Genomic DNA, 12,196 nt, shown 5'->3' with positions numbered 1-12,196 from the left:
GTACGCCGTCCCGACAGACGGGCTCCTGCTGACCTGCGGGCACGAGTCTGGGAAGATGACACCGGCGTCCGGTCCGCAGCGGCCCACCACCCTCATGGCCGTACCGCGGAGGTCGCCTCGAACCTTGGTGCCGGAGAGCCACACCGCAGCGCCGCGCGTCGGCGGGCCGGCACGGAGTCGTCACGAAGGCGTACACAGCGTCGGACAGCACCGTCCGTACGCCGCAACCCGACAGGAGCGGATCGCATGCCCATCGCAACTCCCGAGGTCTACAACGAGATGCTGGACCGGGCCAAGGCGGGCAAGTTCGCCTACCCGGCCATCAACGTCACTTCGTCGCAGACCCTGCACGCCGCGCTGCGCGGTTTCGCCGAGGCCGAGAGCGACGGCATCATCCAGATCTCGACCGGTGGCGCGGAGTTCCTGGGCGGCCAGCACAGCAAGGACATGGTCACCGGCGCGGTCGCGCTCGCCGAGTTCGCCCACATCGTCGCCGCCAAGTACGACATCACCGTCGCGCTGCACACCGACCACTGCCCGAAGGACAAGCTGGACGGCTACGTCCGCCCGCTGCTGGCGGTCTCCGCCGAGCGCGTGGCCAAGGGCCAGAACCCGCTGTTCCAGTCGCACATGTGGGACGGCTCGGCCGAGACCCTCGCCGACAACCTGGAGATCGCCCAGGAGCTGCTGGCCCAGGCCGCCGCCGCCAAGATCATCCTTGAGGTCGAGATCACCCCGACCGGCGGCGAGGAGGACGGCGTCACCCACGAGATCAACGACGAGCTGTACACCACCGTCAACGACGCGGTGCGCACCGCCGAGGCGCTGGGCCTGGGCGAGAAGGGCCGCTACCTGCTGGCCGCCTCCTTCGGCAACGTGCACGGCGTGTACAAGCCGGGCAACGTCGTGCTCAAGCCGGAGCTGCTGCGCGAGCTGCAGGACGCGATCGGCAAGCAGTACGGCCGGACCGACCCGTTCGACTTCGTCTTCCACGGCGGCTCGGGCTCGACCACCGAGGAGATCGCCACCGCGCTGGAGAACGGCGTCGTGAAGATGAACCTGGACACCGACACCCAGTACGCCTTCACCCGCCCGGTGGCCGGCCACATGTTCGCCAACTACGACGGCGTGCTGAAGGTCGACGGCGAGGTCGGCAAGAAGAACACCTACGACCCCCGCACCTGGGGCAAGCTGGCCGAGGCCGGCATGGCCGCCCGCGTGCGCGAGGCCGCCGAGCAGCTGCGCTCGGCCGGCAAGCGCCTGAAGTAACCGGCGGCCGGCACGACCGGCGCCCGGAGTGCTGAGTGCCCCCGGTGGATCGTCCACCGGGGGCACGGTCACACCGTCGGGGTGCCTACAGCTCGGTCGACTGCTTGAGCTCCGCGTACGCCTCCGCGCTGCTGTCCTTGAGGAACTGCCAGCAGCGGGCCTCCTCCTCGGTCTCCTTGATCGCGCCGGCCGCCCGGGCGAGCGCCGCCAGGCAGCGCAGGAAACCGCGGTTGCCGCGGTGCTCCCACGGCACCGGGCCGTGGCCCTTCCAGCCGTTGCGGCGCAGCGCGTCGAGGCCCCGGTGGTAGCCGGTGCGGGCGTAGGCGTACGACTCGACGTGCCGGCCGGCGGCGTAGGCGTCGTCGGCGAGCATGGCCCAGGCGAGGCAGAAGGTCGGGAACTCCGCGGCCACCTGGGTCGGTGAGGCGGACTCCTCCGCCAGCATCCGGTAGGGCTGCTCGTCCTCGGGCAGCAGGGTCGGTTCGGGGCCGTCGAGAAGATTCCTGTGGATCGCCATGGGTGCAGTCTGCCATTCGGGGCCCTGGGGTCAACCGCCCCCCGGTGATCGGCCGCCCGCCGGCCCGACGAGCGCCGCCCAACGCACGACGGGCCCCGAAGGTTGCATACCGGGTATATGGACATTCACCCGTTCGCCATGTCAGGGTGTGGCGCGTGCCCGCAGCCAGATCCGCCCGCCGGCGAGCCACTCAGTCCAAGAACGCTCGCAGCAGACGCCGTCGCCGGGCATCCCGCCGGATCGGACCTGGCATGCTCACGGCATTGGTGGCCTCCGTGCTGCTGCTGGGCGCCGCGGCCTTCGCCCTGGAGCGCTCCCCGGACGCCCCGGCCCCCGCCGCCTCCGCCCAGGCCCGGCTCGCCCCGCCCGCCGAACAGGCACCCGGCACCCCGTCGGCGGCCCCCACCCCGACCCCGGTGAACACCCCGACGCCCACGCCCACGCCGACGCCCACCGCCCCGGACCCCGGCCCCACCAAGGGCTCGGGCACGTTCAGCACCGCCCCCGCCAACGCCAAGGCGGTCGGGCGCGGCACCGTGCGCCGCTACCGGGTGGAGGTCGAGGACGGCATCGGCATCGACGCCGCCTCCGCCGCCGCGCAGATCCACGGCTTCCTGGGCGACCGCCGCGGCTGGACCAACGACCGCAAGAACGCCTTCCAGCTGGTCGCCGGCGGCTCCTACGACTTCACCGTGAAGATCGCCTCCCCGGCCACCGTCGACAAGATCTGCGGCGCCTCCGGCCTGGACACCCACGGCGAGGTGAACTGCAACGTCGGCAACCAGGTGCTCGTCAACTCCAAGCGCTGGAACACCGGTTCACCCCAGTTCGACGGGCCGCTGGACGAGTACCGGGCCCTGATCATCAATCACGAGGTCGGCCACCGGATCGGCCACGGCCACGAGACCTGCCCCGGCCCGGGCAAGCCCGCACCCGCGATGATGCAGCAGATCTACGGCCTCAAGGGCTGCACGCCGAACGCCTGGCCGTACTCCGCCGAGGGCACCTACCTGAGCGGCCCGGCCGTGCCCTGAGGAGCGTCCGGCGCCGCGCTTCGGAACGGAGTTGAGACCTGATCGGCAGTTGGCCGGGACCCCCGGCGCCTACCCTGCGACCATGACCGCTGCCCACCGCCGAAAGCTCACCGCCGTGTTCGCCGCCGCCGGGATCGCCCTCGGCGCCGCCGCCTGCTCGTCCTCGACCGGGGGCGTCCCCGGGCCCGGCGCACTGTCCTACGGCTCCGTCCGCTCGACCGCCGAGAAGCTCCAGCAGGACAAGCAGGACACCTGCCCGTTCGGCCTCGACCTCGGCAAGGCGCTGCAGGCGGCCGGGATCCCCGGCGCCGTCACCCCGGACCACGAGTACGACGGGCACGCCGTGCAGGGCAGCGTCGGCGACGGCCTGCCGCCGCAGCCGTGGCCGTCCGGCGCGAGCCACCCGCCGACCATGCCGTCGATCCCGGCCACTCCGCCGAACGCCGACGTCAGCTGCGCCTACCAGGTCGGCACGGCGCGGCTGGACCTCGAACTGTTCGCCGTCCCGCAGTCCGGGGTGGCCGTCAACATGCTCCTGCCGGGCATCCGGCGCGCCGCGGAGCTGTCCGTCGCCGAGCTCCAGCAGGTCGCCACCGAGCAGCCGGGCCCCGGCCAGACCCGGATCCTCGGCAGCAAGGGCACCGCGGCCCTCGCCCGGATCGCGCACCAGGGCGAGGGCGACATCGTGCTGATGCTGTCCCAGAACCCCGGCACCGGCGAGCCGGACCAGGCCCTCACCGGCGAACCCCTGCGCAAGGCCGCCGCAGCCCTGGTCGACCAGCTGCACTAGGGCCGCGTCCGGTTCGGGCCGCTACCCCAGCACCGGCAGGTACGCCCCCAGGTCGCTGCGCTCCCCCGAGGCGGACACCCGGTGGTCGGCCACCGCCGCCGCCCAGGGCAGCCGGCCGGTGGCCAGCCGGATCCAGGTCAGCGGGTCGGTCTCGACCACGTTCGGCGGGGTGCCCCGGGTGTGCCGGGGGCCCTCGACGGCCTGGACGACGGCGTACGGCGGGATCCGCAGCTCGACCGCGCCGCCAGGGGCCCGGACGGCCAGCGCGTCGGCGAGCAGCCGGGTGACGGCGGCGAGGGCCTGGCGCTCGTGCGGGAACGCGGCGGCGCCGAGGGCGTCGGCCAGGTCGTCGGCGTGCACGACGGTCTCCACCAGCCTGGTGACCAGCATGTCGGCGAGCGTCATCGAGCCGAGCCGGATCTCGAACCGCCGTACCGGGTCGGCGGCTTCGGGCTTCGCCAGCAGACCGGTCAGCGCGTCGGCGGCCCGCCCGAAGGCCGCCGCGACGGCGGCCGCGTCCCCGCCGAAGTCCGCCGCGGCCCGGTCCCGGGCCTGCTCGTCCAGCAGCGGCGCCACCGTGCCGACCGCCGCCACCCAGCCCGGCAGGTCGAGCGGCGGGCGCCCCTGGAGCGGATCGTCCAGGTGCGCGGGGACGAAGTCGAGTTGGACGGCCAGATGGGCGAGCAGCTCCCGCACCCGCCAGTCCCCCAACCTGGTCGGCAGGTCCAGCTGTTCGTCGCCGAGGCCCGCCACGGCGGCGCGCAGCGCCCCGGTCTGGGCGGCCAGCGCGGCGCGGACCTTCTGCGGTTGGTACGTACGGGACTTGGCGGGCATGGGGCCAACATACGCCGAGGGGCGGACGGTTCGACTGAACCGTCCGCCCCTCGACAATCGCCGGTCAGGCCAGCAGGGCCTCGATGACGCCGGTGTGGGCGTCCTTCAACTCGGCCAGCGTGACGCTGAACTGCCCCTGGACGTCGAGGCTGTCGCCGTCCACGACACCGATCCGGGTGGCCGGCAGGCCACGCGCGGTGCACATGTCGTTGAAGCGGAGCTCCTCGCTGCGCGGCACCGCCACGACGGCGCGGCCGGCCGACTCCGAGAACAGCAGGACGAACGGGTCGGTGCCCTCGGGCACGACGATCCGGGCGCCGTGACCGCCCTTGAGGCAGCTCTCCACGAGCGCCTGGCCGAGGCCGCCGTCGGAGAGGTCGTGCGCGGCGTCGATCATGCCGTCGCGCGAGGCGGCGATCAGGATGTCGCCGAGCAGCCGCTCGCGCTCCAGGTCCACCGCGGGCGGCAGGCCGCCGAGGTGGTCGTGGACGACCTGCGACCAGGCCGAGCCGCCGAGTTCGTCCGCCGTGTCGCCGAGCAGGTAGAGCAGCTGCCCCTCCTCGGCGAAGGCGACCGGGGTGCGCCGGGTGACGTCGTCGATGACGCCGAGCACCGCGACCACGGGGGTCGGGTGGATGGCGACCTCGCCGGTCTGGTTGTACAGCGAGACGTTGCCGCCGGTGACCGGGGTGCCGAGCACCAGGCAGGCGTCGGCCAGGCCGCGGGTGGCCTCGGCGAACTGCCACATCACGTCCGGGTCCTCGGGGGAGCCGAAGTTGAGGCAGTCGGAGACCGCGAGCGGCTTGGCACCGCCGGCCGCGACGTTGCGGTAGGCCTCGACCAGGGCCAGCTGGGCTCCGGTGTACGGGTCCAGCTTGGCGTAGCGGCCGTTGCCGTCGGTGGCGACCGAGACGCCGAGGTTGGTCTCGTCGTCGATCCGGATCATGCCCGAGTCCTCGCCGTGCGAGAGCACGGTGTTGCCGAGCACGTAGCGGTCGTACTGGTCGGTGATCCAGGACTTGGAGGCCTGGTTCGGGTGGCTCGCGACCTTGAGCAGGTCGGCCTTGAGGCCCTCGCCGGTGGTCGGGCGGGCCAGCCGCTCGGCGGTGGGGGCGTCGGCCTGGAGCGCGTCCTGCCAGCTCGGGCGGGCGTAGGGGCGCTGGTAGACCGGGCCGTCGTGGGCGACGGTGCGCGGGGGCACGTCGACCACGAGCTCACCGTGCCAGAAGATCTCCAGGCGCTCGCCGTCGGTCACCTCGCCGATGACGTTGGCGATGACGTCCCACTTCTCGCAGATCTCCAGGAAGCGGGCGACCTTGTCGGGCTCGACGATCGCGCACATGCGCTCCTGCGACTCGCTCATGAGGATCTCCTCCGGCGAGAGCGTGTGGTCGCGCAGGTGCACGGTGTCGAGGTCGATCCGCATGCCGCCGGAGCCGGCCGAGGCCAGCTCGCTGGTGGCGCAGGACAGGCCGGCGCCGCCGAGGTCCTGGATGCCCTTGACGAGCTTCTCCCGGAAGATCTCCAGGGTGCACTCGATCAGGAGCTTCTCCTGGAACGGGTCACCGACCTGGACGGCGGGGCGCTTGGTCGGCTTGGTGTCGTCGAAGGTCTCGGAGGCCAGCACCGAGACGCCGCCGATGCCGTCGCCGCCGGTGCGGGCGCCGTACAGGATGACCTTGTTGCCGGCGCCGGAGGCCTGCGCGAGGTGGATGTCCTCGTGCTTCATGACGCCCACGCACAGCGCGTTGACCAGCGGGTTGCCCTGGTAGCAGGAGTCGAAGACGACCTCGCCGCCGATGTTCGGCAGGCCCAGGCAGTTGCCGTAGCCGCCGATGCCCGCGACGATGCCGGGCAGCACGCGCCGGGTGTCCGGGTGGTCGGCCGCACCGAAGCGCAGCGGGTCCATCACGGCGACCGGGCGGGCGCCCATCGCCAGGATGTCGCGCACGATGCCGCCGATGCCGGTGGCCGCGCCCTGGTAGGGCTCGATGTACGACGGGTGGTTGTGCGACTCGACCTTGAAGGTCACCGCGTAGCCCTGGCCGACGTCGACCACACCGGCGTTCTCGCCGATGCCGACGAGCATCGCGTCCGAATCCGGCTTCTTCTCGCCGAACTGCTTGAGGTGGACCTTGCTGCTCTTGTACGAACAGTGCTCGGACCACATGACCGAGTACATCGCGAGTTCGGCGCCGGTCGGGCGGCGGCCGAGAATCTCCCGGATGCGCGCGTACTCGTCCTGCTTGAGGCCGAGTTCGGCCCACGGCTGGGCGGCGTCCGGGGTCTGCTCGGCGTTCTTGACGGTGTCGAGGCTCATCAGGCGTTCACCAGCTGCTTGAGGACGGAAGTGAAGAAGCCCAGTCCCTCGGTGGTCGGACCGGTGAGCGGCTCCACGGCGTGCTCCGGGTGCGGCATCAGGCCGACGACATTGCCGGCGGCGTTGGTGATGCCGGCGATGTCGCGGTACGAACCGTTCGGGTTGACGTCGAGGTATCGGGCCACGACCCGGCCCTCGGCCTCCAGCTCGTCCAGGACGTGGGCCTCGGCGACGAAGCGGCCCTCGCCGTTCTTGAGCGGGACGACGATTTCCTGGCCCACCGAGTAATCCCCGGTCCAGGCGGTGCCCGCGTTCTCGATCCGGAGCTTCTGGTCGCGGCAGATGAAGTGCAGCGAGTCGTTCCGGGTGAGCGCGCCGGGCAGCAGGTGCGATTCGCACAGCACCTGGAAGCCGTTGCAGATACCGAGCACCGGCATTCCGAGCCGGGCCTGCTCGATGACGGTCTCCATCACCGGCGAGAAGCGGGAGATCGCGCCGCAGCGCAGATAGTCGCCGTAACTGAATCCGCCCGGCAGGACGACGGCGTCGACCTGGTGGAGATCCTTGTCACGGTGCCAGAGGGCGACCGGCTCCGCGCCGGCCAGGCGGACCGCGCGCTGGGCGTCGCGGTCGTCGAGGGAACCGGGGAAAGTGACGACGCCTACGCGGGTGGTCACTTCGCCGCCTCCTCGACCCGGACGGTGAAGTCCTCGATCACGGTGTTGGCGAGAAAGGTCTCGGCGGCTTCGCGGATACGGGCGAGCGCGGCGTCGTCGACCGGACCCTCCAGCTCCAGCTCGAAACGCTTGCCCTGGCGGACGTCGGCGATCCCGGTGAATCCGAGACGGGGCAGTGCACGCTGCACCGCCTGGCCCTGGGGGTCGAGGATCTCCGGCTTGAGCATGACGTCGACTACGACGCGTGCCACTGGCACTCCCGGTGGTGTCTTCGGTGAGGCGGGGGAACTCCAGACTACCGGCCGTTCGGGGCAGGATTGCTGGCCGGGGCGGGTGACGCGCGTAGACCCAGGCCCCTTACGCCACAAGGGATCCGACGCCCCCACCCCCCGCCCGGGCGGCCCCGTTTCCCGGGATTCGGGGCCCCGAACCGCGCTGCCCGAAGAACACCCGAATACGGCACTTGGGGACAGATCCTCCCGTCCCGCACTCCGGTATCCGGCAGTGCCGCGAAGACTCGTGAATATCCGGAAAAGAATGCCGAACTCTTCGATTTCGACCCCCTTCGGGTGCAGAATAGGGCCACCTGTCGCGGCAAGTGCTGCGTATCCGGCGGGCCACCAGGCCTGCCCGTATGCGCTTGCGCGAGTGGGTGCACATCAGGCCGGCGGGCGCACTCCGCGAACCGGCGGCCGAATTGCCCGAGAGGATTGACACCCATGGCTCAGCGTGTAGTTGTCACGCTCTCCGACGACCTGGACGGCGGTGCCGCAGCGGAAACCGTCCACTTCGGTGTCGACGGGAAGTCGTACGAGATCGACCTGTCCGTGGACAACGCGGAAAAGCTGCGGGAGGCCCTCGCTCCGTTCGTCGCGGCCGGCCGTCGGCAGAGCCGCACCGGAAAGTCCTTCCGCCGCACCGCGCTCACCCCGGACCCGGCCGCCGTGCGCGCCTGGGCCCTGTCGCGCGGCATGGAACTCCCGGCCCGCGGTCGCATCCCCAAGCACGTCTACGAGGCGTTCGCCGAAGCGAACTGACCCCGTCGGGGCACGCCCCAGGTCGCCCCGCCCGCCTGGACCGAAAGGGTGGGGCGACCACCTCGAACGATGCTGTAGAGTATTCCTCGTCGCCGCAACGGAGAGATCCAAAGAGGCGGCAGGTGCCCACCAGGCACCATGCGGACGTAGCTCAGTTGGTAGAGCATCACCTTGCCAAGGTGAGGGTCGCGAGTTCGAATCTCGTCGTCCGCTCGCAGTGTGCGAGCACAGCACAACTCAATAGTCTGACCATGCGGACGTAGCTCAGTTGGTAGAGCATCACCTTGCCAAGGTGAGGGTCGCGAGTTCGAATCTCGTCGTCCGCTCCAGAGCGAAGGCCCCCTCGGATCGAGGGGGCCTTCGGCGTATTCCCGCACGTTCTCCCGTGCTCCTCCCCCGCTCCTCCCCATGACATTTGTCATCGCCGACCCGTGGATCCGCAGCACGGACCGATGACGGCCCGCACTGCCCGGAAGGCCCCGGCGGCGGAAGGCTTGGGGCATGGAAAAGAGCCAGCCCGCCCGCCCCGGCGACAGCGTGATCGAGGTCACCGACCTGCACCGCCACTACGGCACCGGCGCCGCCGCGTACCACGCCGTCCGTGGCGTCGACCTGACCGTCGGCCGCGGTGAGCTGTTCGCCCTGCTCGGCACCAACGGCGCCGGCAAGACCTCCACCATGGAGGTCATCGAGGGCCTGGCCGCTCCCGGCGCCGGCAGCGTACGGGTGCTCGGCCACGACCCCTTCGCGGAGCGCGCCGCCGTCCGGCCGCGGATCGGCATCATGCTCCAGGAGGGCGGCTTCCCCGGCGAGCTCACCGCCGCCGAGACCGGCCGCACCTGGGCCGGGATGACCAGCGGCGCCCGCCCGGTGGCGGAGGCGCTGGAGCTGGTCGGCCTCGGCCACCGCGCCGACGTCCGGGTCAAGCAGCTGTCCGGCGGCGAACGGCGCCGGCTCGACCTCGCGATGGCCCTGCTCGGCCGCCCCGAGGTGCTGTTCCTGGACGAGCCCAGCACCGGCCTCGACCCGGAGGCGCGCGCCGCCGTGTGGCGGCTGGTCCGCGAACTGCGCGCCCAGGGCACCACGGTGCTGCTCACCACCCACTACCTGGAGGAGGCCGAGGAGCTCGCCGACCGACTGGCCATCATGCACGGCGGCCGGGTCGTCACCACCGGCACCGTCGCCGAGGTGATCGCCGGCCGGCCCTCCCGGATCACCTTCGAGCTCCCCGAGCTGCTCGACCACGGGCGGGCCGGGGCCGCGCTGCCCGTCCTGGCCGGCGCCGAGGTCACCGTCGACGGCCGCAAGGTCACCGTGCAGAGCACCTGCCTCCAGGACACCCTCACCGACCTGCTCGGCTGGGCCCGCCACCACGGGATCGCGCTCGGCGCCCTGGACGCCCGCAGCGCCTCGCTGGAGGAGGCCTTCCTCGCCATCGCCTCCGAGGCCGCCCACCAGGCCCCGCCCGGCGCCACACCGCCCGCGGGGCCCGCCGCCCCCACCCGTCCCGCCCGCCGCCGCCTGATCGGATCCGCCCGATGACCACCGCAGCCACCTCCGCCACGGGTGCCCCGAGCACCACCGCCGGCCGCCTGCTCGCCCTCGGCCGCGCCGAGGCCACCCTGCTGCTGCGCAACCGCACCGCCCTGTTCACCGCCGTGGTGCTGCCGGTGGTGCTGATCGGCTCGCTGCGCAGCATCCTCAAGCAGCAGGCCGAGAACACCCCCGGCCTGGACATCGACTCGATGCTGGTCTACGGCTCGGTCGGGATGGTCCTGGCCTTCGTCGTGTACTACAACCTGACCGCCGCGTACGTCGGTCGGCGCGGCGAGCTGGTGCTCAAGCGGCTGCGCACCGGCGAGGCCCGGGACCTGGAGATCCTGCTCGGCACCGGCGTCCCCTCGCTCACCCTCGGCCTGCTGATGGCCGCCCTGATCGGGGTCGGCGGGAGCCTCGGCCTGCACCTGGCGGTGCCGGTCAACCCGCTGCTGATGCTGGTCGGCCTGGTGCTCACGCTGGCCACCATGATCGCCCTGGCCGCGCTGTCCAGCGCCTTCACCAAGACCGTGGAGAGCGCGGGCATCACCACCCTGCCGGTCATGCTGGTCATGCAGTTCGGCTCCGGCCTGTTCGTCCCGCTGGAGGTGATGCCCTCCCAGCTGGCCGACGTCTGCCGGCTGCTGCCGACCACCCCGGCCTTCCAGCTGATCCGGGTCGGCTGGTTCGGCACCGACGGCTCGGCCGCCCCGACCGGCTTCCTGGGCAGCTGGGACGCCGCCGCCCCGCACCTGGTCACCGGCACGGTCTGGCTGGGCCTCGCGATCTGGGGCGCGGTCCGCTACTTCCGCTGGGAACCGCGCCGCTGACCAGGGCGAACGACCAGGACGAACGGGAAACCGAAGGACCCGCCCCCGGCCCGCCTCTGATATGAAGACAGCGACACGATCGTGACTCGGACGGGGGCACTGCGATGGTCCGGGGGCCGATCCGCCGCTGGAAGGGCTACGGCAAGCCGCAACGCGCCGAGCTGTACTTCCGCTGGTCGCTCTACCTGGTCGCGTGGATCGGGCTGCCGGTGAACCTGCTGGCCAGTGCCTCCTCGGTACGGATCACGGGCTCGGCCTCCCTCGCCCGGGTCGCCCTGGTGCTCTCCCTCGCCTCGGTCCTGGTCACCATCCGGGCCTACCGCACCTCCCTCGACCACTACCTGGGACGGCCCAGCCCCCACCGCCGCTGGCTGGCCGTCAACGCCGCGCTCGCGGTCGGGGGCTCCTGGGCCCTGCTGCTGCTCGGGCCGTCCTCCGACAGCCTGTCACCGAATCCCGGCGCGCCGTTCACCACCGTGATCGCCGCCGCCCTGGTGGGCGGGGCCACCGGACCGGCCGGGGTGGGCCTGCCGGTGCGCTGGGCCTTCGTCGGCGCGGTCGCCGCGCCGCTCGCGGTCGCTCCCGCGATGCTGCTGGCCGGCATCAACCTCCTCACCACCGCGGGGTGGGTGGTCGGCGCGGTCATCGGCACCTTCGTGCTGATCGGCAGCTGCCGCAGCGCCGCGTGGGTGACCGCCGTCGTCTGGGAACTGGACACCGCCCGCGAGGCGCAGTCCCGGCTGGCCGTCGCCGAGGAGCGGCTGCGCTTCTCCCGCGACCTGCACGACGTGATGGGCCGCAACCTCACCACCATCGCCTTGAAGAGCGAGCTCGCCGTCCAACTCGCCAAGCGCGGGCGCCCGGAGGCCGCCGAGCAGATGTCCGAGGTGCAGCGGATCGCCCAGGAGTCGCAGCGCGAGGTCCGGGACGTCGTCCGCGGCTACCGCACCGCCGACCTGCGCGCCGAGGCGATCGGCGCCCGGGCCGTACTGCGCTCCGCCGACATCGCCTGCGAGATCGACCTCGGCGAGAACGCCGACGGGCTGCCGCTGCCGGTGCAGTCGGTGCTCGGCTGGGTGATCCGCGAGGCCACCACCAACGTGCTGCGGCACAGCGAGGCCGCCCACTGCCGGATCCGGCTGCGGCGGGAGGACGGCCGGGCGGTGCTGGAACTGGAGAACGACGGCGTGCCGGAGGTCCCGCTGCCCTCCCAGGGCGCCGGAACCGGGCTGCGCGGCCTGCGCGAGCGGCTGGCCGCCCACGACGGCGAACTGACCGTCCCGACGGCCGTGCCGGGCACCTTCCGGATGCTCGCCGCCGTACCGCTCTGACCCCTGCCACCGCGGATCCCG

12 protein-coding genes and 2 tRNA genes are annotated in these 12,196 nt (G+C 72.3%); 9 read left to right on the top strand and 5 right to left on the bottom strand.

Going from position 1 to position 12,196, the window contains the following annotated elements; translation table 11 throughout:
* The first annotated feature begins 246 nt into the window (after positions 1-246).
* Positions 247-1,269 (top strand): class II fructose-bisphosphate aldolase, encoded by a 1,023-nt coding sequence (fbaA, locus tag ACFY2K_RS09020; protein ID WP_375882760.1) that lies wholly within the window; start codon positions 247-249, stop codon positions 1,267-1,269.
* A gap of 85 nt (positions 1,270-1,354) precedes the next feature.
* Here the strand turns inward: fbaA and ACFY2K_RS09015 are convergent, their stop codons facing one another.
* Positions 1,355-1,786 (bottom strand): DUF3151 domain-containing protein, encoded by a 432-nt coding sequence (locus ACFY2K_RS09015; protein WP_375882763.1) that lies wholly within the window; start codon positions 1,784-1,786, stop codon positions 1,355-1,357.
* A gap of 251 nt (positions 1,787-2,037) precedes the next feature.
* Between ACFY2K_RS09015 and ACFY2K_RS09010 the strand changes: the two genes are divergently transcribed.
* Positions 2,038-2,820 (top strand): DUF3152 domain-containing protein, encoded by a 783-nt coding sequence (locus ACFY2K_RS09010; protein WP_380523820.1) that lies wholly within the window; start codon positions 2,038-2,040, stop codon positions 2,818-2,820.
* A gap of 82 nt (positions 2,821-2,902) precedes the next feature.
* On the top strand, positions 2,903-3,610 hold the full coding sequence (locus ACFY2K_RS09005) for a hypothetical protein (protein WP_380587573.1): 708 nt from the start codon (positions 2,903-2,905) through the stop codon (positions 3,608-3,610).
* A gap of 21 nt (positions 3,611-3,631) precedes the next feature.
* Here ACFY2K_RS09005 and ACFY2K_RS09000 read toward each other — a convergent pair whose 3' ends face one another.
* The 4 genes from ACFY2K_RS09000 to purS all read right to left on the bottom strand — a co-directional run bounded on the left by ACFY2K_RS09000 (position 3,632) and on the right by purS (position 7,692).
* A complete protein-coding gene (locus ACFY2K_RS09000) occupies positions 3,632-4,444 on the bottom strand; it encodes a sterol carrier family protein (RefSeq protein WP_380523817.1) in 813 nt (270 codons plus the stop codon).
* 64 nt (positions 4,445-4,508) lie between these two features.
* Positions 4,509-6,764, bottom strand: coding sequence for a phosphoribosylformylglycinamidine synthase subunit PurL (purL, locus tag ACFY2K_RS08995; protein WP_380523815.1), 2,256 nt, complete (start codon positions 6,762-6,764; stop codon positions 4,509-4,511).
* Positions 6,764-7,441: a phosphoribosylformylglycinamidine synthase subunit PurQ gene (purQ, locus tag ACFY2K_RS08990; RefSeq protein WP_375882778.1), complete on the bottom strand. Its 678-nt coding sequence runs from the start codon at positions 7,439-7,441 to the stop codon at positions 6,764-6,766. Before purQ ends, purL begins: the two co-directional genes overlap by 1 nt.
* Positions 7,438-7,692 carry a phosphoribosylformylglycinamidine synthase subunit PurS gene (gene purS / locus ACFY2K_RS08985; RefSeq protein WP_030278336.1) on the bottom strand — a complete coding sequence of 85 codons (255 nt, stop codon included), beginning with the start codon at positions 7,690-7,692 and terminating at the stop codon, positions 7,438-7,440. Before purS ends, purQ begins: the two co-directional genes overlap by 4 nt.
* Before the next feature lie 468 nt (positions 7,693-8,160).
* Between purS and ACFY2K_RS08980 the strand changes: the two genes are divergently transcribed.
* From ACFY2K_RS08980 to ACFY2K_RS08955, 6 genes are all read left to right on the top strand, one after another.
* Positions 8,161-8,478 (top strand): Lsr2 family protein, encoded by a 318-nt coding sequence (locus tag ACFY2K_RS08980; RefSeq protein ID WP_030056585.1) that lies wholly within the window; start codon positions 8,161-8,163, stop codon positions 8,476-8,478.
* A 140-nt stretch (positions 8,479-8,618) separates the two neighbouring features.
* Positions 8,619-8,691: transfer RNA gene (locus ACFY2K_RS08975), tRNA-Gly, on the top strand.
* A gap of 40 nt (positions 8,692-8,731) precedes the next feature.
* A tRNA-Gly gene (locus tag ACFY2K_RS08970) sits at positions 8,732-8,807 on the top strand.
* Between the two features lie 172 nt (positions 8,808-8,979).
* Complete coding sequence (locus ACFY2K_RS08965) at positions 8,980-10,020, top strand: ABC transporter ATP-binding protein (RefSeq protein ID WP_375882781.1); 1,041 nt, start codon at positions 8,980-8,982, stop codon at positions 10,018-10,020.
* Positions 10,017-10,844: an ABC transporter permease gene (locus tag ACFY2K_RS08960; RefSeq protein WP_387710400.1), complete on the top strand. Its 828-nt coding sequence runs from the start codon at positions 10,017-10,019 to the stop codon at positions 10,842-10,844. The genes ACFY2K_RS08965 and ACFY2K_RS08960 overlap by 4 nt, the downstream gene beginning before the upstream one ends.
* Positions 10,845-10,948: 104 nt before the next feature.
* The gene (locus ACFY2K_RS08955) at positions 10,949-12,175 is read left to right on the top strand and encodes a sensor histidine kinase (protein ID WP_375882787.1); all 1,227 of its coding nucleotides are present in this window, start codon (positions 10,949-10,951) and stop codon (positions 12,173-12,175) included.
* Positions 12,176-12,196 lie beyond the last annotated feature (21 nt).

The sequence above is a fragment of the Kitasatospora sp. NPDC001309 genome (assembly GCF_042896295.1).
GTDB lineage: Bacteria > Actinomycetota > Actinomycetes > Streptomycetales > Streptomycetaceae > Kitasatospora.
This window is presented reverse-complemented; position numbering and strand designations above follow the sequence as displayed.